At 44.1% G+C, this 24845-nt stretch carries 22 protein-coding genes and 1 pseudogene; all 23 read left to right on the forward strand.

Going from position 1 to position 24845, the window contains the following annotated elements:
- The first annotated feature begins 54 nt into the window (after positions 1-54).
- Positions 55-1641 (forward strand): phosphoglycerate dehydrogenase, encoded by a 1587-nt coding sequence (locus C4533_01640; protein RJP29716.1) that lies wholly within the window; start codon positions 55-57, stop codon positions 1639-1641.
- Positions 1638-3380 carry a hypothetical protein gene (locus C4533_01645; GenBank protein RJP29717.1) on the forward strand — a complete coding sequence of 581 codons (1743 nt, stop codon included), beginning with the start codon at positions 1638-1640 and terminating at the stop codon, positions 3378-3380. The genes C4533_01640 and C4533_01645 overlap by 4 nt, the downstream gene beginning before the upstream one ends.
- 94 nt (positions 3381-3474) lie before the next feature.
- Positions 3475-4710 (forward strand): homocitrate synthase, encoded by a 1236-nt coding sequence (locus C4533_01650; protein ID RJP29718.1) that lies wholly within the window; start codon positions 3475-3477, stop codon positions 4708-4710.
- A 26-nt stretch (positions 4711-4736) separates the two neighbouring features.
- Positions 4737-6008: an adenylosuccinate synthase gene (locus C4533_01655; protein RJP29719.1), complete on the forward strand. Its 1272-nt coding sequence runs from the start codon at positions 4737-4739 to the stop codon at positions 6006-6008.
- 174 nt (positions 6009-6182) lie between these two features.
- A complete protein-coding gene (locus tag C4533_01660; GenBank protein ID RJP29720.1) occupies positions 6183-6827 on the forward strand; it encodes a hypothetical protein in 645 nt (214 codons plus the stop codon).
- Between the two features lie 17 nt (positions 6828-6844).
- Positions 6845-7240 (forward strand): hypothetical protein, encoded by a 396-nt coding sequence (locus tag C4533_01665; GenBank protein RJP29721.1) that lies wholly within the window; start codon positions 6845-6847, stop codon positions 7238-7240.
- An 89-nt stretch (positions 7241-7329) separates the two neighbouring features.
- Complete coding sequence (locus tag C4533_01670; protein ID RJP29722.1) at positions 7330-8313, forward strand: DUF4912 domain-containing protein; 984 nt, start codon at positions 7330-7332, stop codon at positions 8311-8313.
- Positions 8314-8353: 40 nt separating this feature from the next.
- On the forward strand, positions 8354-9931 hold the full coding sequence (locus C4533_01675; protein RJP29723.1) for a DUF1957 domain-containing protein: 1578 nt from the start codon (positions 8354-8356) through the stop codon (positions 9929-9931).
- Positions 9932-9952: 21 nt separating this feature from the next.
- The gene (locus tag C4533_01680; protein ID RJP29724.1) at positions 9953-10663 is read left to right on the forward strand and encodes an isoprenyl transferase; all 711 of its coding nucleotides are present in this window, start codon (positions 9953-9955) and stop codon (positions 10661-10663) included.
- A gap of 12 nt (positions 10664-10675) precedes the next feature.
- A complete protein-coding gene (locus C4533_01685) occupies positions 10676-11476 on the forward strand; it encodes a phosphatidate cytidylyltransferase (protein RJP29725.1) in 801 nt (266 codons plus the stop codon).
- Positions 11477-11486: 10 nt separating this feature from the next.
- The gene (locus tag C4533_01690; GenBank protein ID RJP29726.1) at positions 11487-12638 is read left to right on the forward strand and encodes a 1-deoxy-D-xylulose-5-phosphate reductoisomerase; all 1152 of its coding nucleotides are present in this window, start codon (positions 11487-11489) and stop codon (positions 12636-12638) included.
- Positions 12639-12644: 6 nt separating this feature from the next.
- Positions 12645-13724: an RIP metalloprotease RseP gene (gene rseP, locus C4533_01695; protein ID RJP29727.1), complete on the forward strand. Its 1080-nt coding sequence runs from the start codon at positions 12645-12647 to the stop codon at positions 13722-13724.
- The gene (locus C4533_01700; protein ID RJP29728.1) at positions 13712-14773 is read left to right on the forward strand and encodes a flavodoxin-dependent (E)-4-hydroxy-3-methylbut-2-enyl-diphosphate synthase; all 1062 of its coding nucleotides are present in this window, start codon (positions 13712-13714) and stop codon (positions 14771-14773) included. Before rseP ends, C4533_01700 begins: the two co-directional genes overlap by 13 nt.
- A 7-nt stretch (positions 14774-14780) precedes the next feature.
- Complete coding sequence (proS, locus tag C4533_01705; GenBank protein ID RJP29729.1) at positions 14781-16022, forward strand: proline--tRNA ligase; 1242 nt, start codon at positions 14781-14783, stop codon at positions 16020-16022.
- 20 nt (positions 16023-16042) lie between these two features.
- The gene (locus C4533_01710) at positions 16043-16501 is read left to right on the forward strand and encodes a ribosome maturation factor RimP (GenBank protein ID RJP29730.1); all 459 of its coding nucleotides are present in this window, start codon (positions 16043-16045) and stop codon (positions 16499-16501) included.
- 13 nt (positions 16502-16514) lie between these two features.
- A pseudogene (gene nusA, locus C4533_01715) lies at positions 16515-17468 on the forward strand (transcription termination/antitermination protein NusA).
- A gap of 288 nt (positions 17469-17756) precedes the next feature.
- Positions 17757-19988, forward strand: a complete 2232-nt coding sequence (locus tag C4533_01720; GenBank protein ID RJP29731.1) for a translation initiation factor IF-2 — start codon at positions 17757-17759, stop codon at positions 19986-19988.
- A gap of 84 nt (positions 19989-20072) precedes the next feature.
- Positions 20073-21056, forward strand: coding sequence for a tryptophan--tRNA ligase (gene trpS / locus C4533_01725; GenBank protein ID RJP29732.1), 984 nt, complete (start codon positions 20073-20075; stop codon positions 21054-21056).
- Positions 21057-21062: 6 nt separating this feature from the next.
- A complete protein-coding gene (locus C4533_01730) occupies positions 21063-21833 on the forward strand; it encodes a chromosome segregation protein ScpA (protein RJP29733.1) in 771 nt (256 codons plus the stop codon).
- On the forward strand, positions 21796-22899 hold the full coding sequence (ruvB, locus tag C4533_01735) for a Holliday junction branch migration DNA helicase RuvB (GenBank protein ID RJP29734.1): 1104 nt from the start codon (positions 21796-21798) through the stop codon (positions 22897-22899). The genes C4533_01730 and ruvB overlap by 38 nt, the downstream gene beginning before the upstream one ends.
- Positions 22900-22914: 15 nt before the next feature.
- Positions 22915-23469, forward strand: a complete 555-nt coding sequence (locus C4533_01740) for a hypothetical protein (GenBank protein ID RJP29735.1) — start codon at positions 22915-22917, stop codon at positions 23467-23469.
- Between the two features lie 7 nt (positions 23470-23476).
- Positions 23477-23692, forward strand: coding sequence for a DUF2905 domain-containing protein (locus C4533_01745; GenBank protein ID RJP29852.1), 216 nt, complete (start codon positions 23477-23479; stop codon positions 23690-23692).
- A gap of 13 nt (positions 23693-23705) precedes the next feature.
- Entirely contained in the window at positions 23706-24845 is a 1140-nt protein-coding gene (locus tag C4533_01750; protein RJP29736.1) for a SpoIID/LytB domain-containing protein, read from the forward strand.

Below are 24845 nucleotides of genomic sequence, written 5' to 3' on the forward strand. Positions count from 1 at the left end.
TCATAATGATGTTCTTAATTAGCGATCATTCGCGTTAATAAAAGGAGCATGGATATGGTTAAAATACTGGTTTGCGACTCGATGTCAGAAGAGGGGCTCAGTGTAATCAAAGATGTCAAAGGCTTTCAGGTAGATATAAAAACAGGCTTAAAGCCCGAGGAGCTTAAGGCTATCATAGGCGAATATGATGCGGTTATCGTGCGCAGCGCGACCAAGCTGACTAAGGACATCATTGAAAAGGCATCAAGGCTTAAAGTTATCGGCCGTGCAGGCGTGGGGTTAGATAACGTGGATTTAGATAGCGCGACCGCAAAAGGCGTTATTGTCATGAATACGCCTGCGGGAAACACTATATCTACAGCAGAACATACCTTCAGTATGATACTGTCTTTATCAAGGAATATACCACAGGCGAATGTATCCACAAAGAATGGAGAATGGAAACGTTCCAAATTTATGGGCGTCGAGCTCTACAATAAAGTCTTAGGGATAGTCGGTTTCGGCAGAATAGGAAAAGAGGTAGCAAAGCGGGCGCTTTCTTTCGGGATGAAAATACTTGCATATGACCCGTTTTTATCAAAAGAGGTTGCCGAGAGCTTAGGTATTGAAGTAGCTGAATTAAACAAGGTTTTGTCCGAGAGCGATTACATAACTGTGCATACCCCTCTTACCGAGGAGACCAGGCACATGATATCAACTAAAGAATTCAATATGATGAAGAAGGGCGTACGCCTGGTAAATTGCGCCCGCGGCGGGATCATTGATGAGGCGGCTTTGGCTTTAGCAGTCAAAGAAGGAAAAGTAGCAGGCGCAGCTTTGGATGTGTTCGAGAAGGAGCCGGTTAATACCGATAACGAATTATTAAAGCTTGATAATGTTATCATTACCCCCCATCTGGGCGCCTCAACAGAAGAGGCGCAGGTAAATGTAGCCATAGAGATTTCAGAGTGCATAAGGGATTATCTTTTGAATAAAGGCATAAGGAACGCGGCTAACTATCCGTGCCTTGAGGCGGAGGTATGTAAGACTATAGAGCCGTATATCAACCTTGCGGATAAATTGGGTTCTTTTGCCAGCCAGCTTTCCGACGGAAGGTTCCAGGAGGTAAATGTCATTTACAGCGGGGATATCACCGCTAATAACCTTGCCCCTTTGACCATGGCGCTGACCAAAGGCCTGCTTAGCCCGATATTAAAAGAGACGGTCAATTTTATTAATGCCATTGCTATCGCTAAAGAAAGAGGCATTAATATCAAGGAATCCAGATCAAGCAAAGAAGAAGAGTTTGTCAACCTCATCAAAGTTGAAATAAAGACCGATAAGGATACAAGGCAGGTTTGCGGCACACTTTCTTCCAATAAACAGCCCAGGATAGTCAAGATAGACGAATATTATGTTGAGGCAACCCCTCAGGGAGACATGCTTATGATAAGGAACCTTGACCGTCCCGGCATTATCGGAAGCCTCGGTACTTTATTAGGCAAGCATAATATAAATATCGCGGCGATGAGTTTCGGCAGGAAGACGCAGGGCGGGGAAGCTATCAGTGTTTTAAACGTGGATAGCCCTATATCAGGCGAGCTTCTTGAAAGCATCAGAAAACTGGAGAATATATTATCTGCCAAGGTGGTGAAAATATGAAGAGATTAAGCCTGTTATCGGTGCTTTTAAGAAAAAGCTTATTTTTGTTGTTAGTTATCCTTCTGCAGCATGCTGCCAGCGCTGAAGAGGTAGTCCTGCTTTATACCGGGCAGACCCATGCCATGATCTATACCTGCAGCTGCCCGTTAGAAAAAGACGGCGGAATTAGCAGGCGCGCAACGCTGGTAAAGGAGATGAGGCAAAAATACCCGGACCTATTGCTATTGGATGCAGGCGCATTTACTGCCGGCGGGCCATTAGATGAATTTACGCAGAACAGCCAGCTTGATATGCAGCGCTCAAAAATAAATTTCAAGGCGATGGAGATGATGCGTTATGATGCCGTAAATATCGGCAATGACGAATTCAATTTCGGAAGGGATTTTCTGGAGAAGGAAGCTGTAAATTCCGGTATTAAGTTCCTTTCCTGCAATATAAATAAATCAAAGAGCATATTGCCTTATATGATAAAAAAAGTAAAAGGCACAAGGATCGGGATAATCGGCCTTACAGACCTCGGGGCGATGCCGAAGGCCCAGGGTTTAGAATTCGTTGAGCCGGTAGCAGCGCTTAAGAATACGATTACCAAAGTAAGAAAAGAAGCCGATATAATCATTGTATTAAGCCACCTTGGTGAATCCGGAGATTTAAGCCTGATTAATAATGTGCCGGGGATAGATGTGCTTATATCCGGCGGGTTGCAGACAGGCAAGGAGCCGTTTGTCAAAGTGAATTCAACGCTTATGCTTCGGCCGTCATGGCAGGCGAGGAAGCTGAATAAGGCAGTGCTTGATATAGGTAACAAGAAAATAACAAAATTCAGCGTTGATGATACCAGGCTCTCTGACAAGATAAAAGATGATGCGGAAATATTAAAGATCATGCCTGATTGTTTTTCCGGAGCCAACTGCAAGAAAGAGGGTTTTATCGGCCAGTGTATTGAGCCGGGCACAATGAATTCCAAATGTAAATTTGAAAAAGCGCAGCAGGTCAACATCACTGTAATCAAGCCCAAAGACTGTGTTACCTGCAATACGGAGGGCGTGCTCGGGTTCTTTAAAAAGGTATTTTCTAACCTTAAAATTATTAACATTGAATATCCCGGCAAACAGGCAGAGGAGATAATCGCTTCAGTCAAGCCTGAGAGCCTGCCGCTTTATCTTTTTGATGAGAGTATTGTCAAAGATGAGGCATATGTTAAGCTAAAGAACAGCATAATGCAGAATGGCAAGTATTATGTAGTAGACCCGAAGTTCAGCGGTTTCTCATATTTCCTGGGCAGGAATAAAGCTGCAGGGCAACGGGACCTGTTTATCAATTTGTTTGAGAAAGATGCGGCAAGCGTACTTGAGGCGGTAAAAGAGTTTAATCCTGCAGTGCATTTTTTTGCCAGCGAGAATGAAAAAGCCGCAGGCGGAAGCAATGCTTATCAGGAAGAGGAATACATGCGCGCTGTTTGCATAGAGAAATATTACCCGCAGGATTTCTGGGATTATATAACCTGCAGAAGCAAAAATATTTACAGCAGCTGGTGGCAGGATTGTTTGGGCAAGCTTGATCCCAATAAGATCTCTGCTTGTGCCAGGTCAGCTGAAGGCAAAGAGCTGTTGGATAAGAATTCCGGCTTGACAAAAGAGCTTAAGATTAATTTTGGCCCGACCTTTCTTATGAATAACCAGGAGATCTTCGGGATAAAAGGCGCGCCGAATAAGGAAGAGTTGAAGAGTATAATAAAGTAACTTAGTTCATAGTCCATAGTTGATGGTTCATGGATATGGAGATATTTCTATGAACAATGAACTATGAGCAATGAACTAACCTTTGGAGGTTTTTATGAGTAAACCAAAAATTTATATTATTGACGTTACTAACAGGGACGGGGTGCAGACTTCCCGCATCTGTTTGTCCAAGCTGCAAAAAACAATGATTAATTTATACCTCAATGAAATGGGGATTTATCAATCGGAGTTTGGGTTTCCCCTGACGCATCATGAGACCAATTATCTTAATGCTAATATTGAACTGGCTAAAAAAGGCGGGCTTTCTCCGATAAAGCTGGAAGGTTGGCTCAGGGCGACAAAGGAGGATGTAAAATCCGCGTTTAAACTGGTGCCGGGGCTTGAAAATGTGAATTTATCAATATCTACTTCGGACCAGATGATAATACATAAATTCAAAGGCAAGCTTGACCATGCTTCCGTGATAAAAGAGATGACCGAAGCGGTAAAAGAAGCCCGTAAGCTGGGCGCAAAAAGTATTGGGGTCAATGCCGAGGATGCATCGCGTACAAGGATGGAGTATCTTATTGAGTTCGGTTTGTCCGCTAAGAAAACCGGCGCTGACAGGCTCAGGTACTGCGATACGCTTGGATGCGACACACCCTTTACTATTTATGAAAGGATAAAAGAATTGGCTGATGCAGTGCAGATGCCGATAGAAATACATTGCCATAATGACATCGGCCTGGTGGTAGCTAACTCTATCGCCGGGGCAAAGGCAGCCAACGACAGCGGCATGGATGCTTATATAAATACCTGTATTAACGGCATGGGCGAGCGCGCCGGAAACGCGGACCTTGTATCTGTGATTCTTGCGATAAAATACGGCAATGGCATGAAGGAATATACCCTTGATCAGAGAGTTGATTTAAAAGCATCATGGAAGACATGCAAATATGCCTCTTATGCTTTCGGGGTACCCATACCGATAAACCAGCCGGGGGTGGGCGCTAATGCCTTTGCGCATGAATCGGGAATACACGCCGACGGAGCTTTAAAAGACAGGCGCAATTACGAACTCTATGATTATGAAGAGTTGGGAAGGGGCGAGCCCGAGATAATTGAGACCGGCAGGAAAATAACCGCAGGGGAATATTCCGGTATAAAGGGCTTCAGGAACGTTTATGATAAGCTTGAGGTGGCTTTCCGCAATGATGAGGAGGCTACGGAAATACTTGAGCTGGTGCGTTATGCAAATGTCCACAACCAGAAGCCGCTTGTGGACGAAGAGCTGAAATTTATCGCTAAATACCCGGACATAGCACGCAGGATTTTTGAAGTAACCATTTAAACCAATTAACCTATCAGCCATTTAAAATCATGAATACGATCATCATCGGGACGCAATGGGGAGACGAAGGAAAAGGCAAGATAATTGATATTTTGTCCGGAGAGGTGGATTATATCGTCCGCTATCAGGGCGGGAGTAACGCCGGGCACACTGTCATTGTAAATAATAAAGAGTACATATTCCATCTTATACCGTCGGGTATATTACATAAGGGCAAGGTCTGCTGTATCGGTAACGGCGTGGTAATAGACCCGTCTACCCTTATACAGGAAATAAAAGGCCTGGTCTCTTCGGGAATAAATATAAAAGGCCGGCTTAAAATATCACCGCTTGCCCATGTTATATTGCCGTATCATAAGATCCTGGACCAGTTGAGGGAGACCAAGCGCGCGCATAAGATCGGGACGACCGGCCGCGGAATAGGCCCTTGTTATGCGGATAAAATAAACCGCTGCGGCATCAGGATGGTTGACCTGCTTAACCCCAGGGTCTTTAAAAGCAAGCTGGAAGATAATATCAACGAAAAGAACGAAATATTCAAAAAGGTCTATAAGCATACAGGTTTTGATTTCGGGGCAGTTTATAAAGAATACCTGGCTTATGCAAGGTACCTTTCAGAATATGTATATGATATTACAGAAGAGCTGAATTATGCCCTGCTTAAGAAAAAAGATATATTGTTTGAAGGCGCGCAAGGTACTTTTCTGGATATAGACTTTGGCACATACCCCTTTGTCACTTCTTCGTCTGCAGTTGCGGCAGGGGCATGTATCGGCTCAGGTATGCCGCCCAATAAAATAGACAAGATATTAGGGGTAGCCAAGGCATATACCACTCGGGTCGGCGAAGGGCCATTTCCGACGGAGTTCGGCCCTGTTTTTGATGAATTTATGCGCAGGAAGGGCAGGGAGTTCGGGGCAACCACGGGAAGGCCGCGCAGGTGCGGTTGGTTTGATGCGCTAATGTCCAGAGAAGCTGTTGTCTTAAACGGCATAAATGAGATGGCTTTAATGAAAATGGATATCCTAAGCGGGCTTAAGGAGATAAAGGTTTGTACTGCATATAGATATAAAGGTAAGATCTTTCACAAGTTTCCCTATGATTATGAGGTATTGTTAAACGCAAAGCCAATATATAAGACAGTAAAAGGATGGCAGGATAGCCTGACGCATATCAGGCGCTATAAAGACCTGCCTGTAAAAGCAAGGGATTACCTGTCTTTATTGGGCGGCTTGCTTAAAACAGATATAACCATGGTTTCAGTCGGCTCTTCAAGAGAAGATACCATCAGGGTCTGAAATTTTCATAACCAATTTGAAAATAAAGAAGTTAAGGCCCAGGTAAAACCTTTGGAAACCGGGGGTTTCCATTAAACCTGTAAGGCCCCTTTTGTATGCAGATTGGGCTCAAAATCCCTTGACTAATATATATAGGTATGATATATTTGACCTTAATCTAAAAGGAGGAAATCTATGATGACTAAAGTATCCAAAATCGTTTTAATAATCTTATTAGCAACAAGTTTAGTGGGATGCACATTTATCTTCCAAAAGGGAAGAAGGTCAGATTTGCAGAAAATCGATGAATTATCGCGCCAGCTCGATGATTTAAACAGCACGATGAAAATATTACAGAGCAAGTTAAGCGATGAGATCCGCGATAAGCAGGTGAGCCTCAAGATGATGGAGAAGGGCTTAGTCATAAATTTTGTCGCCGATGTTTTATTTGATTCAGGAAAGGCAAAGATCAAGAAGGATGCTTATTCTACTTTGGATAAAGTTGCTTCAGTATTAAGAGAAGATGTGCCTAACCTGAACGTCGGAATCGAAGGCCATACTGATAACCAGCCTATAAAATATTCCGGCTGGAAATCAAACTGGGAACTTTCATCAGCAAGAGCGCTTAGCGTGCTGCATTATCTGGCTGATAACGCAGGAGTTGCACCGGAGAGGTTATCTGCCATAGGCTACGGAGAGTTCCGCCCGGTTGCACCGAATGATACAAAACTGGGTATGCAGGCAAACCGCAGGGTTGAGATCGTAATACTGCCCAAGGTTCAGAAGGTTAAGGATTCGCAGGAAGCGCCCGAACCTATGCCCCAAGGCAAAATCAAATAACTTTACTGGATATAAAGATGCTAAAGCTGGATAATTTAGGCAATAAGCTTGTATATATATTAGGTGCTTTATGCGTGGTTTTATTGGTAATAACTTTCAGTTCCTGCAGCAACGCCAGCCGCCAGAAAGCCGCGCGGGAAAAAGAGATCTTTAATAAACTGGAAGCTGAAGAAAAATTGAGCAAGGTCTCCCAGGATAAAGTCTCTATGCAGGAGAAGATCGCGGCCCTCACTAAAGAGTCGGAGGCCTTGGCCGGGGATTTAGGGAAGACCAAGAATCTCCTGGAGCAGGAGAAGATGATAAGCCAGAGCATAAAAGAAGAATTAAACAAAGTCACCAAAGAAAAAGAATCCTTGGAAAGGCAGCTAGAAGAAGCACTCGCGGGAAACAAAGCCAATAAACTTAAAAAATGAACTAGGCCTGTGGAAAGAAGGGTATTTTTTTTGACCTTAAGAGAGGGGATGAGATTATCCCCTTTTTTATTGCGAGAAGAGGAGGGCGTATGGCAATACTAAGGAAGTTAAAAGAAGTTTTTAAAAAACTGCTCCGGATGCTTAAGCTTTCTGAATCAGGCGTTGATACTGCAAAAAAACAAAAGGCTAAAGAAATACAACCCAGCCAGAATGTATTGGGCAACCAGGAAGTAGAAGTCGGTATGACAAAATTCTCCAATCCGGAGAATATGAGGCAGGCGCGGGCTTATCCGCAGGAATTATCCGGCGCCTATGGTAAAGACAAAATGGTTTTGCAGGTTCGCGACCCCTGGTGGCTGCATGCCTATTGGGAGATAACAGAGCCGACATGGTCGCATTTTAAGTCAAAGTTAGGAGCAGATAAAGTCGCTTCGGCAAAATTGCTCCTTAGGGCATATGATGTAACAGGTATAGATTTCGACGGCAAGAACGCCAACAGGTATTTTGATATTGATATAAACAGGAACGCAAATAACTGGTACGTAGATACCGGTTCCGACGGCAGGTCCTGGTGCGTGGATATTGGATTGATGCTTGGCGACGGCAGGTTTATCACAATATTGCGTTCCAACTTTGTCACTACCCCTCTGGCCGGCCCGTCCTGGATAACCGACGAGGAGTGGATGATCCCCGATGACTTATTCGCCAGGCTCTACGGCATGGGATTTGGTTTCGGCAAGAGTTCTCCTGTAGGCAAGGGATGGCAGGAAAAGATAAGGAAAGAATTCTTTTCCTCTCCGGGATTTGCTTCTATGGCCAGCCCGGTAAAACAGATGCTCAAAGAAAAGCAGTTCTGGCTGGTTGTAAATACAGAACTCATCGTTTACGGGGCGACCGAGCCCGATGCTAAAGTATACGTGCAGAATAAAGAGATAAATTTAAGGCCTGACGGCACTTTCAGCCTGCGTTTTGCCCTCCCTGATGGCAAGCAGGTTATACCTGTCAAGGCGGTATCCAGAGACCAGCAGGATGAAAGAATTATAACTCCTGTAGTCAAAAAAGAGACTAAATAGATTAATCTGATTATTCACACCTAATAATAAGGGGCAGATAATGAATAAGGGTTATTTGTGTTTAGTTTTACACGCTCATCTTCCTTTTGTCAGGCACCCCGAACACGAGGATTTCCTTGAAGAGGATTGGTTATATGAAGCCATAACCGAGACTTATGTGCCTCTGATTCTGGTCTTTGAAAAATTAATACGCGATAATGTTGATTTCAGGATAACCATGTCGCTGACACCGACATTGTGCTCGATGCTCCAGGATGGGCTGCTCCAGGAGCGTTACTTAAAGCACATTAATAAACTGATTGAACTTGCGCACAGGGAAGCGGACAGGACGCGCTGGATGCCTGAGTTCAACCATCTTGCCAATATGTATTTGAGCAAGTTTTATGAAGTCAGGGGTACTTTTGAAAAGTATAACCGCGACTTAACGCGTGCATTTAAAAGTTTTCAGGACGCCGGCAAACTTGAAATAATAACCTGCGGGGCGACTCATGGTTATTTCCCGCTTATGGATGTGACAAAGGCTTCGGTCAATGCGCAGGTAAGGGTGGCAGCGGACCATTATGAAAACGTATTCGGCAGAAGGCCCCGGGGTATCTGGCTACCTGAATGCGGGTATAACCCGGGAGATGACCAGATACTGAAAGAAGCAGGCATAAAATATTTCTTTACCGATGCCCATGCAATCTTGCATGCGACTCCCCGCCCCAAATACGGCGTGTTTGCGCCTGTATATTGTAAATCCGGCGTTGCATCTTTCGGCAGGGACCTTGAGTCATCTAAACAGGTCTGGTCTTCAATAGAAGGTTATCCGGGAGATTATTTTTACCGTGAATTTTACCGCGACATAGGCTTTGACCTTGATTATGATTATATCCGTCCTTATATACATCCTGACGGTATCAGGATAAATACGGGAATAAAATATTTCCGCATAACCGGCAGCGAAAACAAGCAGCCTTATTCGCCTGAATTAGCCAGGGAAAAGGCCGCCGAACATGCAGGTAATTTCATGTTTAACAGGCAGAAACAAGCCGAATACCTGTTTGATCTTCTGAAGAAGAAACCGATAATAGTCTCGCCTTATGACGCTGAATTATACGGGCATTGGTGGTATGAAGGCGTTATGTGGCTGGATTTTTTAATCAGGAAGATAGTTTTTGACCAGGATGATATCAGGCTGATAACAGCTTCGGAATATTTAATCGAGAACCCGCGCAACCAGGTGGTGACGCCTTCAATGTCAAGCTGGGGATGGAAAGGCTACAGCGAGATGTGGCTGCAGGGTTCTAACGACTGGATATACAGGCACCTGCATGCTGCTTCAGAGAAAATGAGCGAGCTGGTTGATGCTTATCCTAATGCGCAGGGCATACAACTTAGGGCATTGAACCAGTGCCTGCGCGAACTGCTTTTAGCTCAAAGTTCAGACTGGGCTTTTATCCTTGGCACCGGTACGCATACTTCTTACGCAGTCCAGCGGACAAAAAACCATTTGCTTAATTTTATGAGGTTGTTTGAAGAGATAAAATCAAATTCCATAGATAACAACTGGCTTTCCGAAATAGAGCGCAAGGATAATATTTTTCCTAACATAGATTACAGAAAACACAAGGACTGAAAATCAGCTTGTTTAAAGAGTATGCCTCAAGAGATAAATATTCCCAGACATATTGCTATAATCATGGACGGAAACGGAAGATGGGCCACTGAAAAAGGCTTATCCCGGACCGCAGGTCACAAAGAAGGCACAAAGAGGATAAGAGAGGTAATAAAGGCCGCCGATGAATTCGGGGTGCGCGTGCTTACGCTCTTTGCGTTTTCTACGGAGAATTGGAACAGGCCTAAAAAAGAGATAGAGATACTGATGCGTTACTTAGACAGCTTCCTTGACCATGAGGCTATCGAGCTGCATGAGAACAATATGAGGCTGCTTATTATCGGCAGGGATGAGCCGCTCCCTCAATATATCCAGGATAAAATAAGAAAGGTCCAGGCGAAGACCAAGGATAATACCGGTTTAACATTGGTGCTTGCGCTTAATTATGGGGCAAGGCAGGAATTAGTTGATGCTTTCAAGAAAATCATCCCGCTGGTAACAAGGGGCGAGATCGCATTAGAAAGCGTAGATGAAAATATTATCGCTAAATTTCTTTATACTTACGGCCTGCCGGACCCCGATTTGCTGATAAGGACTAGCGGCGAGATGCGCCTGAGCAATTTTCTTCTCTGGCAGTTATCATATGCCGAGATGTATTTCCCGAAAAAATACTGGCCTGATTTTACGAGAGATGACCTGGAGAAGGCGATAAAAGAATATAAATCAAGGAGCCGGAGGTTCGGCGGAATTTAAAAAGTCAAGACTATGCTTAAATACAGGGTCCTTAGCTCGCTGGCATTAACGCTGGTATTGTTTGTTTTCATATCAATCGACTGGCTGTGCGGCCTGATGATAACTGCTTTCATAGTTGTCGCCCTTTATGAATTCTTTAAGATGCTGGAGAAAAAGGGCATAAATACCTACAAGTATTTCGGTATAGGCTTAGGTACGGTCATACCTTTATCGCTTATTTACCGTTTTGAGCTTACAAGAAATTGGGAATTTCTCTTTATAGTCCTCGGTCTTTTGTCGCTTTTTCTTATGCAGTTTCGGCGCAGGGACAATTCCGGCGTCATAGTTGATATATCTACTACGATATTCGGCATAATATATGTATCGTGGTTCTTAAGTTTTTTGATAAGGGTCAGGTATTTCTACGCAGGGGCAGGCCTGCTTGTGGCAGTCTTATTAATCACCAAGGCCGGCGATGTTGGGGCTTATTTGGTCGGCAGGCGTTTTGGCAGGACCCCGCTTATGCCAAGAGTGAGCCCTAATAAATCGCTTGAAGGCGCGGTAGGCGGATTGTTTTGCAGTATAATAGTTGCTTTTGTATGCAAGCCGCTGCTTGGGCTTGGCTACGCCCATCTTGTGTTTGTAGGTTTCATTATGGGAGTATTGGGCCAATTGGGCGACCTTTCAGAATCCTTGATAAAAAGGGACTGCCAGGTAAAAGACTCAGGCAAGATACTCCCGGGCATGGGAGGGGTATTAGATTTTGTAGACAGCCTGCTTTTTACAGGCCCGGTATTTTATTTTTACGTCAGCGCGCTGCTGAGGATTCAGTAATAATAGTAAAATGAAGAAAATAGCTGTTTTGGGCTCAACCGGTTCCATCGGTAAGAATACCCTGGATATCATAAAGAATTTTCCCGGGGAATTTAAGGCGGTTGCCCTCAGCACTAATAGCAATACCGATCTTTTATACCGTCAGATTAAGATCTTCCGGCCTGAATATGCGTGCGTCAGCGATGAGAAAGCTGCGGCAAAGTTAAAAAGGCTGTTAAGGCCATCAGCCGTCAGGATATTTACCGGCGCAGACGGCCTGGATGAAATGGCAGGATTATCCGGTATTGATCAGGTGATGATGGCAATAAGCGGTTCTGCGGCATTACGGCCACTCATTAGTGCTATCAATTCCGCCAAAGATATTGCGCTGGCAAATAAAGAGGCGCTGGTTATGGCCGGCCACCTGGTGATGAGGATGGCCGCCAGAAAAAAAATAAACATATGCCCGGTTGACAGCGAGCAATCTGCGATCTGGCAGTGCCTGATGGGCAATGAAATGCGCCAGGTAAAAAGGCTGCATCTTACAGCTTCAGGCGGGCCGTTCAGGAAATTCAGCAGGAGCCAGTTAAATAAGATATCAGTCGAGCAGGCACTTAAGCATCCCTGTTGGAAGATGGGCAGGAAGATAAGCGTGGATTCTGCTACTTTGATGAACAAGGGGCTTGAAGTAATTGAGGCAATGCATTTATTCGGGGTATCCGCCGATAAAATCAAAGTTGTAATACACCCCGAAGCTTTGATACATTCGATGGTTGAGTTTTTAGACGGGATAATCCTTGCGCAGATATCTGTGACTGACATGCGCCTGCCGATACAGTATGCCCTGTCTTATCCCGACAGGCTGCAAAACGGCATTAATTCGCAGTTAGATTTCTGTAAAATCAAGCAGTTTTCTTTTTACAGGCCGGATACCGGCAAATTTGAATGTTTAAGGCTTGCTTATGAAGCAGCTAAGGCTGGCGGCAGCCTTCCGGTTGTCATGAATGCCGCTAATGAAACCTGTGTAAATGCTTTTATAAATGGCAGGATCGGGTTCCTTGCAATACCCAGGATAATAGAAAAAGTGATGAGAAAGCACCGTTTAATAAAGGACCCTACATTAAAAGAGATATTTTATTCTGATGAATGGGCAAAGGCAGAAGCCCAGAAATCGCTTAATTAAAATAATATGGTAACCTTAATAATCTATTTATTGATACTTGGAATACTCATAGTAGTGCATGAGCTCGGCCATTTCTTATGCGCCAAAAAAGTCGGCGTGCGGGTCGAGGAATTTTCCGTGGGTTTCGGGCGCAAGCTTTTTAAGAGGAAGAAGAAAGATACAGAATATTCCGTATCTTTAGTACCCTTAGGCGGCTATGTGAAGATGTCAGGCGACAGCCTTGAGGAATATAAAGGCAAGCCCTATGAATATTTAAGCAAGACTCCGCAAGCAAGGGCGGCAATAGTCTTCTGCGGGCCGTTGCTTAATTATGTGCTGGGATTTTTATTTTTTTGGGTGGTTTTCTTTGCAGGGTATCCTACATTGACTTCAACAGTAGGGGCTCTTGTAGACGGCATGGGAGCTCAGGCTGCAGGCGTGCAGGCAGGGGATAAGATCATATCAGTAGACGGGAAAAATGTAAATTTATGGGAAGAGATACAGGATGGGGTATATGAAAAGAAAGCCGGAGACATCGTCAGTCTTACGGTTGAGCGCGGAGGTAAAGAGTTAAATTTTGATGTCACTATCAAGGAAAAAGAGTTTGACGATATTTTAGGCAAGAAAAAAAGCATAGGTATTATCGGGATAGAGCCGAAGAGCGATGAATTGATAAAAGTAAGGCATGGGTTTTTTGAATCACTGCTATTGGCCGCTGAGAAAACCTGGCTGCTTACCAGGCTTACCTATCAGAGCTTATGGTGGATGATAAGCGGGCAGTTATCGCTTAAGGAATCAGTGACCGGACCATTGGGTATACTTATGATTACATCAAATGTCGCCAGTCAGGGGATTATTGCGGTGTTGAATTTTATCGCCCTCTTAAGCATAAGCTTGGGTATATTCAATTTACTGCCTCTGCCTGTTTTGGACGGCGGGCATATATTGTTTCTTGCTATTGAGAAAATCAGGGGAAAGAATTTCAGCCTTAAGACCGAGCGTATTATTACGCGCTTAGGCATAAGCCTGCTTATATTCCTGGCTTTAATCGTTACTTACAATGACCTTCTGAGGTTTGGGAGCAAAATATTCGGATGGATGAAATAAAGAGAAGCAAAACAAGGTTAGTAAAAGTCGGCAATGTCAAGATCGGCGCGGGGAATGCTATCTCTATCCAGTCTATGGCCAAGACCAGTACTAAAGATATTGAAAGCACCTGTCGTCAAATCGGGCAGCTTCAAGAGAGCGGCTGCCAGATAGTGCGCCTGGCAGTCCTCGATATGGAGGATGCCCGGTCTTTAAAGAAGATAAAAGCAGGCTCTGTCCTGCCTATTGTCGCTGATATACATTTTGACTGGCGCCTGGCGATAGCTGCTATTGATAGCGGAGTGGATAAAATCAGGCTTAACCCCGGTAATATCTATAAAAAAAATGAAGTAGCAAACATTGTTTCTGCGCTTAAATCTGCGCATATCCCTTTAAGGGTCGGGGCTAATTCAGGCTCATTAAGAGGCCAGGGTATTAGCACCCCGGCAAAGTTGGTTTCTTCGGTTTTAGCTTATTTAAGGATGCTGGAGGGGTTGAAATTTTATAATACAGTGGTTTCTCTTAAGGCTTCCAATGTGCTGGATACAATAGAAGCTTATACCAGATTCAGCCGCTTAAGCGATTATCCCCTGCATCTTGGGGTTACGGCAACAGGTTTTTCTCTGGACGGTGCGGTTAAATCCAGCGTTGCCTTGGGGCATTTGCTATTAAACGGCATAGGTGATACAATAAGGGTATCTTTGACTGACGATCCCAGGCAGGAAGTACGGGTTGCAAAGAGCATCCTTGAGTCGCTGGGGTTAAGGAAATTCGGGATACAGTTTGTAAGCTGCCCCACCTGCGGAAGGTGCCAGGTGGACCTGATAAATGTTATCTCCGGTTTTGAAAAGGATATAGATAAGGCAAGCAAAGGCAAGACCGGCATGAAAGTAGCGTTTATGGGTTGTGTTGTAAACGGGCCCGGCGAAGCAAAAGAAGCAGACATAGGCCTTGCATTCGGAAAAAACGAAGGCCTGCTGTTTTATAAAGGTAAACCAGTAAAAAAAGTTTCTATCAAGGATTCAAAGAAGGAATTGATCAGGCAGATAAAAAAACTTAAAGAAAGATAATTGGCTTATGCTTTGGACAAAACTATTTATACCGACATTAAAGGAATCCCCCCAGGAAGCTGAATCTGTCAGCCATCAGCTGATGCTCAGGGCAGGATTGATCAGGATGCTCATGGCAGGGGTGTATTCTTATCTCCCGCTGGGATTAAGGGTGTTGAATAATATTGAAAATATCATCCGTCAGGAGATGGGTTCATGCGGGGCAAGCGAATTGCTTCTGCCTGCTTTGCATCCCCTTGAATTATGGTCCAGGACCGGAAGGGATAAAGATATCGGCGAAGTGATGTTTCGTTTTCAGGACAGGCGCAACAGAAAAGTCTGCCTTGGGCCTACTCATGAAGAAGTAATCACTGAGCTGGTAGCCAACCATGTGTCTTCTTATAAGCAACTGCCTTTGGTTTTGTACCAGATACAGACAAAGTTTCGTGATGAAATAAGGCCCAGGTTCGGGATAGTGCGGGCTTGCGAGTTTATCATGAAGGATGCCTATAGTTTTGACCGCGACCAGAAAGGGCTGGATATAAATTATCAGGCGATGCACGATGCCTACCTTAGGATATTCTCCAGGTGCGGGCTGGATATACTGACAGTCGAGGCAGACAGTGGAGTTATGGGGGGTAAAGTTTCCCATGAATTCATGGTGCCTGCTGCAAGCGGCGAAGATATTGTGCTTTACTGTCCGGATTGCAAGGTAGCAAAGCCTTTTAAAGAAGAAATAACCAGCTGCCGGCATTGTAAATCCGGGCTTAATAAAGTCAATACAATTGAGATCGGGCATATATTTCAATTAGGGGTCAAATACAGCAGCGCCTTGGGCGCGAATTTTCTTAATGAGAACGGAAAGCTGAACCCGATTATCATGGGTTGTTACGGCATAGGCGTATCCAGGCTCATCGCAGCAATAATCGAGCAGAATAATGACAAAGACGGTATAATCTGGCCAGCGGAAGTAAGCCCGTTTAAGGCAATTGTCCTGCCTTTGGATGTTAACGACAAAACTATCATGGATAAAGCCCGGTCTTGTTATGCCGGGCTTTTAAAAGCAGGCATAGACGTGATGATGGATGACAGAGATGAGAGGGCCGGGGTTAAGTTCAAAGACGCTGATTTAATCGGCATACCTATAATAATTGTCTTTGGGCAGAAATCTTTAAAAGAAGGCAAAGTAGAGATAAAGCTGCGCAGGGACAAAAAAGATTTATTGATTGATGAGCCCGTGATTATTGACAAGATAAAAGAGTTATCATAATAGATTTTAAGAGGCGACGTATGGATTATAAAATATTTGAGGAAGAACTAAGGGATTTAATCAGGCCGCTACTGGAAAACGAAGGTTTTACCCTTGTTGAGCTTAATTTTTTCCGCGCTCAGGACAAGGCGGTGGTCAAGATACTGGCTGATAGGCGGTCCGGAGGCATTAGCATAGATGAGTGCGCCAGGCTAAACCAGCAGATCGGGGATTTACTTGATAGCCGGGATACGATAAAGGATAAATACCTGCTTGAGGTTTCTTCGCCGGGCTTAGACCGCCCCTTAAGGACAAGAGAGGATTTCGGCAGGTGCATAGGCAAAGAAGCCAGATTTTTTCTTAAGGAGCAGTTTGATTCAAAACTGGAATATTCAGGTAAAATATTAGATGTTAAAGATGATTCGGTGAGCATTGATTCGGCAGGCAGGGTAATCGAGCTGCCCATCAGAATCATATCTAAAGCAAAACAACAGGTTTAAAACGGAGAAAAAAATGAGTCAGGAATTATTAGCTATTCTAGAACAGATTGAAAGGGAAAAAGGGATTAAAAAAGAGGTCTTGATTGAAGCGGTCGAGAGCGCGCTCTTAAGCGCGGCAAAAAAGGTCATCGATGTCAAGCCGGACGAAGAACTGCATGTAAAAGTGGACCGCTTAACCGGAAAGATAAAGACCTTTAAAAACGATGCCGAGATAAATTCTGTTGAGTTCGGCAGGATATCCGCTTCCGCTGCCAGGCAGGTCATTATACAGAAGATACGCGAAGCCGAGAAAGACGTGGTATTCAATGAATTCCAGGGTAAGGTGGGTGAGATAGTTTCGGGCACCGTTTACAGGTTTGAAAAAGGAAATATTATCATCGACCTTTTAGGCAAAGCCGAAGGCATACTTTTAAAGCGCGAACAGTCTCCTAAAGAAGAATTCAAGCAGGGCCAGCGCATAAAGGCCTATATCGTTGAAGTAAAAAAAGAAATCAGGGGACCGCAGATTATATTATCGCGCACGCATCCTAACCTTGTAAAAAAACTGTTTGAATTGGAGGTCCCGGAGATTTATGATGGTATTGTAGAGGTCAAAGCGATTTCCCGCGAAGCAGGGGAAAGGACGAAGATCTCAGTATGGTCCAAGAATGATAAAGTTGATTCTGTAGGGGCCTGCGTGGGGATGAGAGGTAACCGGGTCAGGAACATCGTAAATGAGCTGCAGGGCGAGAAGATTGATATAGTAAGATACAACGAAGACATCAAAGAATACATAAAAGCATCACTCTCGCCGGCCAAAGTCTCCGAGATCAAGCTGAATAAGGACCAGCTCAAAGCGCAGGTCATAGTCGATGATGACCAGCTTTCTTTAGCCATAGGCAAACACGGCCAGAACGTGCGCCTTGCCTCAAGGTTGATCGGTTGGGAGCTAGACATAAGGTCTAAATCCGGATTGCAGGCCGAGGCAGCTGAAGAAGCGCAGAAAGAGCAGGCAAAAGAGGAAAAAGAAGCAGAGGGTATTGCCCAGGCCCAGGATGCCTTAAGCGAGTTGCCCGGCGTCGGGGAAAAGCTACTTTCAAGCCTTAAAGAAGCAGGATTAAATTCTGTTGATGATATCCTTAAAGCCGGAGTAGGCGGCCTTACCGAGATAAAAGGCATAGGAGAGAAGAAGGCGGAAAAAATTATAAAAGAAGCAAAGAAGCTGTCCCGCAAGGAGTAGTTTTTAAGCTTAAGGATAAAAATACAAAAGGAAATTATGATAAAAGCAAAAAAAGAGAAGATAAAGACCAAGAAAGAGCCTAAGGCAAAAAAACCGGCAGCCATTAAAAAGGCGCAAACGGTAAAAACTTTGCCTAAGCCTAAAACATCGGCTAAGCCTGTTATAAAAAAAGCAGTAGTCTTAAAACATAAGAAGGCAGACCTTAAAAAGGAAGAGGTTATTCCTGTAACTACTGTTGAGCAGAAAGTAAAGGCGGCTAAAACCCCGGTTGTAAAAGAGCATATACCTAAGCCGGAGATTAAGAAAGAAGCTCCGGAGCAACGCAAGGTACCGCTTCCCGGCCAGCAGCAGGCTCCTTTACCTTCGTCTAAACCTGAGATAAAAGGACCGGTCAAAACTTCGGCAGTAAAGCCGGCGGCTGCAGTAAAAACAGTTAAACAGGAGCCGGTATATCACAAAGAGCAGGCGCCAGAAAAACCGGAAGTTAAGACTGTGCAACCCGAGAGAAAACTTAAAGAACTCGAACTCAAGCTTCCTATAACCGTAAAGGACCTTTCTGTAAAGCTTCAGGAGAAACCGTCTGTCCTGATAAAAATGCTGATGGAGATGAAGATACTTGCCGGCATGAATCAGCCGTTAGGCCAGGATATTGTCTCTAAAATAGCAGAGAAATACGGTTTTGCGATAGTCATGGCTCCGGATGAAGAAGCGCAGATCCTTAAAGTGCATCAGGATAAAGATGCGCCGGGAGCCCTTAAACCCAGGCCTCCGATAGTTACTTTTATGGGCCATGTTGACCACGGCAAGACTTCATTATTGGATGCGATAAGAAAAACCAAAGTCGTAGAGAGCGAGCACGGCGGGATCACCCAGCATATTGGAGCATACCGCGTAATCCTTCCCGGAGGCGAAATTACATTCCTGGATACGCCCGGCCACGAAGCATTTACGGCCATGCGCGCACGCGGAGCAAGTATCACCGATATAGTAGTATTAGTGGTTGCCGCTGATGAAGGCATCATGCCCCAGACTAAAGAAGCTATAGATCATGCCAAAGCAGCCGGTGTATCTATCATTGTCGCGCTTAATAAAATTGACAGGCAGCAGGCTAACGTAGATAAGGTAAAGAAGGAGCTTGCTGAATTAAACCTTACACCTGAAGACTGGGGAGGCAAAACCATAACTGTCCCGGTATCGGCAAAGACAGGCCAGGGTATTGATAATCTTTTAGAGATGATCCTGTTAGAGTCCCAGATGTTGGAATTAAAGGGCAATCCTGACAGGCCTGCAAACGGCATTGTGATAGAATCAAAGCTTACCAAAGGCAAGGGAATAGTAGTAACACTATTGGTTAAGAGCGGCGTCCTGCACTTAAACGAAAATTTAATCGTGGGTAATTTTTATGGCAGGATAAGGGCGATGTTTGATGACCGCGGCCGTTCGGTAACCAAGGCCGGGATGTCTAATCCTGTTGAGGTCCTGGGAATATCAGGCATACCCCAGGCAGGCGAGCAGTTTTTTGTGGTTAAAGACGAGAAAGAAGCAAGGTCTCTTTCCAATATAAGGCAGGATAAAGAAAAAGAGGAACAACTCGCGCCCATAAAAAGAATAAGCTTAGAAGACTTGCATGATCAGATACAGCAGGGCAAGATTAAAGACCTGAAGCTCATTATAAAGGCTGATGTCCAGGGTTCTATTGAGGCGATCAAAGATATGCTCAATAAACTCAATGTCTCAGAGATAAAACTGGATATAATCCATGAAGGCGTAGGCAGTATTAATTCTTCGGATATCATTCTTGCGGTTGCCTCAAATGCGCTGGTGCTTGGTTTTAATGTCCCCGTGGAAGATAAGGCTGCCGAATTGGTGGCTAAAGAAGGCGTGGATGTCAGGACGTATAATATAATTTACGAGTTAGGAAATGATATAAAAGCCGCAGTAGAAGGCATGCTTGAGCCGAAATTAAAAAAGGTCTTTTTAGGCAAGGCACAGGTAAAGAAAGTGTTTAAGCTTTCGCGCGAATCCGGGTTGATCGCAGGCTGCCAGGTAATAAAGGGCACAATCACCCGTTCGGCATCTGTCAGTTTATTACGTAACGGCAGCGAGGTTATAGAAACCAAGATATCTTCGTTAAAGAGGTTTAAAGACGATGTAAGAGAGGTAGCCGAAGGTTACGAATGCGGGATATCTTTAGCTAACTTTAATGAGATAATGGAAGGCGATGTAATCGAGGCATTTGAACTTGAGAAGATCGCCAGAAAATTATAAATAGGTTAAATGAGGTTACAAAGGCAACATCACGTAACGTCATTTAATATTCCGTAACATCAAGCAACCTTAAGATATATCATTATGATAAAAAAACGTATACTTAGCGGGATGCGGCCTACAGGAAAACTCCACCTTGGGCATTTAGTCGGAGCGCTGAATAACTGGGTAAAATTACAGGAGCTCCACGAATGTTTATTTATGGTTGCCGACTGGCATGCGCTTATGTCCGAATATGAAGACCCCTCCGCTATCCAAGAGAATATATTTGATAATGTAGCCGATTGGCTGGCTTGCGGGATAGACCCTGTTAAATCCATAGTCTTTGTGCAATCGCAGGTAAAGGAGCATCTTGAGCTGAGCATGATATTTTCGCTGATTACCCCTCTTGGGTGGCTTGAGCGATGCCCTACTTATAAAGAGCAGTTAAAGCAGGTCGCAAACCGCGACTTAAAGACTTACGCTTTCCTCGGGTATCCCGTGCTTCAGGCAGCGGATATACTTCTTTATAAAGCAACAGCTGTGCCTGTAGGAGAAGACCAGTTACCCCATCTTGAATTAACCAGAGAGATAGGCCGCAGGTTCAATTCTCTTTATAAGAAAGAACTATTTCCGGAGCCGGAAGGGCTGTTAACAAAATTTCCGAGGTTATTAGGGCTTGATGGCCGCAAGATGAGCAAAAGCTATGATAATTTTATTGCTATATCTGAGCCGAGCGAAAGCCTTAAGAAAAAAGTAATGAATATGTTTACCGACCCGGAAAGGATAAGGATAACTGATCCCGGGCACCCGGATAAATGCAACGTGCATAATTACTATAAACTTTTCGCTCCTGAAAGGGAAAAAGAGGTAGCTACTTTATGCCGGCAGGCTAAAGTCGGCTGCATAAACTGCAAGAAGGAATTATCTCAGATACTCATCGATTACCTTGCGCCTTTACAGAAAAAAAAGGATGAACTGGCCAAAGATAAGAAAAAGATAGAACTTATACTTGAGGCAGGAAGAGAAAAAGCGCATGTGCTTGCAAAAGAAACGATATCGCAGGCAAAAAAACTTCTGGGGATCTAAAACATAATGTCCGGATATAAGATAAAATTAGATATTTTCGAGGGGCCGCTCGACCTGCTTCTGTATCTGGTAAAGAAGGATCATCTTAATATTTATGATATCCCGATAAAAGAGGTCACTGAGCAATACCTGCGTTATCTTGAGCTTATGAGGCTGCTTGACTTAAATATCGCCGGGGAATTCCTGGTAATGGCAGCAACACTCCTGCAGATAAAGTCCAAGATGCTTCTGCCCGCAGAGAAGGAAGAGGCGCCGGAGGCGGAGGCTGAGGACCCCAGGGCAGAGTTAGTCAGGAGGCTGCTGGAATACGAGAAATTCAAAGAGATAGCACAAGATTTACGCGAAAGGGAATCAGCCCAGCAGGAAGTATTTAAAAGGCCCAAGCTCCCTGAGAAGCAAGATGCCGCAGGCAAGAACGAAGTGTATTTTGAGGCAAACCTCTTTGACCTTATCGCTGCTTTTTCCAGGGCATTAGAGGATGTCCCGAAGGAATTATTTTATGAGGTTATAAAAGATGAGTTTACAGTTGAAGATAAGATCCACCAGATATTGCACCTGCTTTTAGTAGAACAGAGTGTACAGATATCACGGTTATTCAGCGAGGCAAGGAATAAGATAGAAGTAGTAGTCACTTTCTTAGGTATACTGGAATTAATAAGGTTGAAAGAAATAGTTGCCAGGCAGAAATCGCTTTTCGGCGAAATAGAAGTAGTCAGGAACAAGGAGAATATAATCCCTTATGAAAGAAGAAATAAGGCAGAAGATACTGAGCAATAAAGATACCATTGCTTCTTCCGGTTTGAAAGGCGCTGCCGGTGATAACCCGGACGATTTTCTTACCAGGCTTAATGAGACCGAAGAGGACGTCGTATTGAATATGTCTCTGAGGCCGGCTAAGTTCCAGGAATTTGTCGGCCAGAAAGAGGTAGTGGATAACCTTAACATATGTCTTACTGCTGCCAGGCAGAGAAATGAGCCTGTCGAACATATATTGTTTTCCGGCCCGCCGGGCTTAGGCAAGACATCCCTTGCACATATCATAGCCCACGAGATGAATGCAAAGATCACGGCTACTTCCGGTCCTGCCATAGAGAGGGCAGGCGACCTGATAGGTATACTGACTAACCTGGGAAAGGGTGATATCCTTTTTATTGATGAGATACACCGGTTGTCAAAAGTGGTGGAAGAATTTTTATACCCGGCCTTAGAGAATTTCCAGATAGATTTTGTTATTGATAAAGGCCCGTATGCCAAGACGATAAAATTCAATTTAAAGCCGTTTACCCTTGTGGGGGCGACAACAAGGGTAGGGTTGCTTGCGTCTCCCTTAAGGAGCAGGTTCGGTATTTTTTATAACCTGGATTTTTACCAGATAGAAGACCTGGCAAAGATAATAAAACATTCAGCTAAGATACTTGGGGTAGAGGTAACCGCGCAAGCAGCTGATGAGATCGCAAGGCGCTCAAGGGGCACCCCGAGGATAGCCAACAGGCTCTTAAGAAGGGTGAGGGATTATGCACAGGTGCAGAATATAGCCAGGATAGATGTGCCGGTTGCCGCTAAGATACTTAATGACCTGGGTATTGATGAGGCGGGGTTTGACCATCTTGACCGTAAATTCTTAAAGGCTTTAATAGAGCTGCATGATGGCGGACCAGTGGGCGTTGAATCGATAGCTGCCAGCCTTAACGAAGAAGTAGACACTATCGTAGATACAGTAGAACCATACCTGCTTAAGGCAGGCTATTTGAAACGCACCCCCCGCGGAAGAACGGTTACCAAGGCTGCGTTTGCGCATTTTGGAATTAAAAATATAAAAGACAAGCAGCAGGAGCTATTCTAACACTACTTGTAAGTTATGGATATCTTGCTACATATCTGCTGTGCGCCATGCGCTATTTATCCTTTAAAAAGGCTTAAGGAACAGGGCTTTGGCGTATCCGGGATTTTTTATAATCCCAATATCCATCCGTACCAGGAATATAAAAACAGAAAAACAGCGCTTGAGGATTTTAGCAGTTCTTGCGGCTTAGATGTCTATTATCCGGAGTATCTTCCTTTTGAGTTCTTCCGCCACATTAATTTTATGGAACAAAAGCCCCAGAGGTGCCCGATATGCTGGTACCAGAGGCTTAAAAGAACCGCGCTTACGGCAAAAGAAAAGAAACTGGAATATTTTACTACCACGCTTTTAGTCAGCCCTTATCAGGACCAGGAAGCTTTGTATAAGATAGGTGAAGATATTGCCAGGCAGGTAGGAGTAAAATTCTATTACGAAGATTTCAGGACGGGGTTTAGTGATTCCCATATCCAGGCAAAAAACAGCGGCATGTATTGCCAGAGTTACTGCGGCTGTATTTATTCTGAGCTGGAGAGAAGGCAGAAGCATAAGGCAAAGAAAGGCAATATCTGATATGGATATAAGCAACTTTGGCAAGCTGCTCATAGTTTTTGGTATGATTATAACAGGCCTGGGCCTGATCCTTTTTTTATCCGGTAAATTACCATTTATCGGTAAATTACCCGGGGATATTATTGTAGAAAAGAAGAATTTCACTTTCTATTTTCCCTTGGCTACATCGTTGCTTCTGAGTTTATTAATATCTTTAATCATCTGGCTTAAATCCGGCCGCTAATCTGATTGAGAATATGTTGAAGAGAAAAATACTGTTTTCAGTTCTATTATTATTTCTGTTTTTTGGTTACTCTAATGCCGAAACCGTCTTTGTGAGGATAAACGTAATCGAAAATGCGCCTGCGCTTAAGGCCAGGGTAAAAGGGTTTTACGAAATAACGAACCCCAAGAACGGCTCTGTGCTTTTTCGCGGCAAGAACCTAGTATCCGATGTAACAACTTATACCGGCGGCATTATGCTTAAAGGCATAAAATTCAAAGGCAGCAGGATAACGTTAAAAGCGGCTGACACAGACTCGATCAACATCAATAATCTTAAAGTAAGGGGCTTTATAGAAATAATAAAGGACGATAAGGATAAATTTATGGTAGTAAACTATATAGAGATGGAAGATTATATAAAAGGGATTCTTTACCATGAAGTCTCCCATTATTGGCCTTTCGGGGTGTTGAAGGCGCAGGCAATTGTTTCCCGGACTTATGCCGCTTATCAGCTAAGAGAGAATAAGGCGAAGGATTTTGATATGAGGAGCGATATCTATTCGCAGGTTTACGGGGGGCGTGCCTCGGAGCGGTACCGCACAAATAAAGCCGTAGATGAAACCAAGGGTATGATTATATGTTATAAAGGCAGGGTAATACCTGCTTATTTTCATGCAGCGTGCGCAGGCCACACCGAGGATGCGTCTTTGCTATGGAAAACAAATCTCAAGCCGCTTAAGGGGGTAGAATGTAATTTCTGTAAAGACTCACCGCATTTTCATTGGACATATTCTATTGATAAAGGTACTCTTATTAAGAAACTATCCGATGCGGGGCATAAAACCGTAAGCATTGACACAATAGGTATCGATGGAAGGGATAAGTCGCAGAGAATAACTGATTTAATCATAACATCCGGCAAGAAAACAGTGCGCATACCAGCTAAAGACTTCAGGCTTATCCTGGGGCCGAATCTAATAAGGAGCACTAATTTTGATGTTAAGGCCCAGGGCGATAACTTTGTATTCGAAGGCAAGGGCTGGGGCCATGGTGTCGGTATGTGCCAGTGGGGAGCTTATTTTATGGCCAAGAACGGAGCCGTTTACTCGGATATAATCAGCTATTATTATCCTGGCACAGAGATAGGATATTGCGAGGATATGGATTTTTAA

Source organism: Candidatus Omnitrophota bacterium (assembly GCA_003598025.1).
Taxonomy (GTDB): domain Bacteria; phylum Omnitrophota; class Gorgyraeia; order Gygaellales; family Profunditerraquicolaceae; genus Profunditerraquicola.

Bases quoted from the DNA above. Each gene is read 5' to 3' on its own strand.
- C4533_01740 (RJP29735.1), top strand. From the start codon at position 22,915: ATGGATATCTTGCTACATATCTGCTGTGCGCCATGCGCTATTTATCCT.
- C4533_01670 (RJP29722.1), top strand. From the start codon at position 7,330: ATGGCAATACTAAGGAAGTTAAAAGAAGTTTTTAAAAAACTGCTCCGG.
- C4533_01685 (RJP29725.1), top strand. From the start codon at position 10,676: ATGCTTAAATACAGGGTCCTTAGCTCGCTGGCATTAACGCTGGTATTG.
- C4533_01675 (RJP29723.1), top strand. From the start codon at position 8,354: ATGAATAAGGGTTATTTGTGTTTAGTTTTACACGCTCATCTTCCTTTT.
- C4533_01700 (RJP29728.1), top strand. From the start codon at position 13,712: ATGGATGAAATAAAGAGAAGCAAAACAAGGTTAGTAAAAGTCGGCAAT.
- C4533_01730 (RJP29733.1), top strand. From the start codon at position 21,063: ATGTCCGGATATAAGATAAAATTAGATATTTTCGAGGGGCCGCTCGAC.
- C4533_01710 (RJP29730.1), top strand. From the start codon at position 16,043: ATGGATTATAAAATATTTGAGGAAGAACTAAGGGATTTAATCAGGCCG.
- C4533_01645 (RJP29717.1), top strand. From the start codon at position 1,638: ATGAAGAGATTAAGCCTGTTATCGGTGCTTTTAAGAAAAAGCTTATTT.
- C4533_01750 (RJP29736.1), top strand. From the start codon at position 23,706: ATGTTGAAGAGAAAAATACTGTTTTCAGTTCTATTATTATTTCTGTTT.
- C4533_01720 (RJP29731.1), top strand. From the start codon at position 17,757: ATGATAAAAGCAAAAAAAGAGAAGATAAAGACCAAGAAAGAGCCTAAG.
- C4533_01660 (RJP29720.1), top strand. From the start codon at position 6,183: ATGATGACTAAAGTATCCAAAATCGTTTTAATAATCTTATTAGCAACA.
- C4533_01640 (RJP29716.1), top strand. From the start codon at position 55: ATGGTTAAAATACTGGTTTGCGACTCGATGTCAGAAGAGGGGCTCAGT.
- C4533_01665 (RJP29721.1), top strand. From the start codon at position 6,845: ATGCTAAAGCTGGATAATTTAGGCAATAAGCTTGTATATATATTAGGT.
- ruvB (RJP29734.1), top strand. From the start codon at position 21,796: ATGAAAGAAGAAATAAGGCAGAAGATACTGAGCAATAAAGATACCATT.
- trpS (RJP29732.1), top strand. From the start codon at position 20,073: ATGATAAAAAAACGTATACTTAGCGGGATGCGGCCTACAGGAAAACTC.
- C4533_01690 (RJP29726.1), top strand. From the start codon at position 11,487: ATGAAGAAAATAGCTGTTTTGGGCTCAACCGGTTCCATCGGTAAGAAT.
- C4533_01680 (RJP29724.1), top strand. From the start codon at position 9,953: ATGCCTCAAGAGATAAATATTCCCAGACATATTGCTATAATCATGGAC.
- proS (RJP29729.1), top strand. From the start codon at position 14,781: ATGCTTTGGACAAAACTATTTATACCGACATTAAAGGAATCCCCCCAG.
- rseP (RJP29727.1), top strand. From the start codon at position 12,645: ATGGTAACCTTAATAATCTATTTATTGATACTTGGAATACTCATAGTA.
- C4533_01650 (RJP29718.1), top strand. From the start codon at position 3,475: ATGAGTAAACCAAAAATTTATATTATTGACGTTACTAACAGGGACGGG.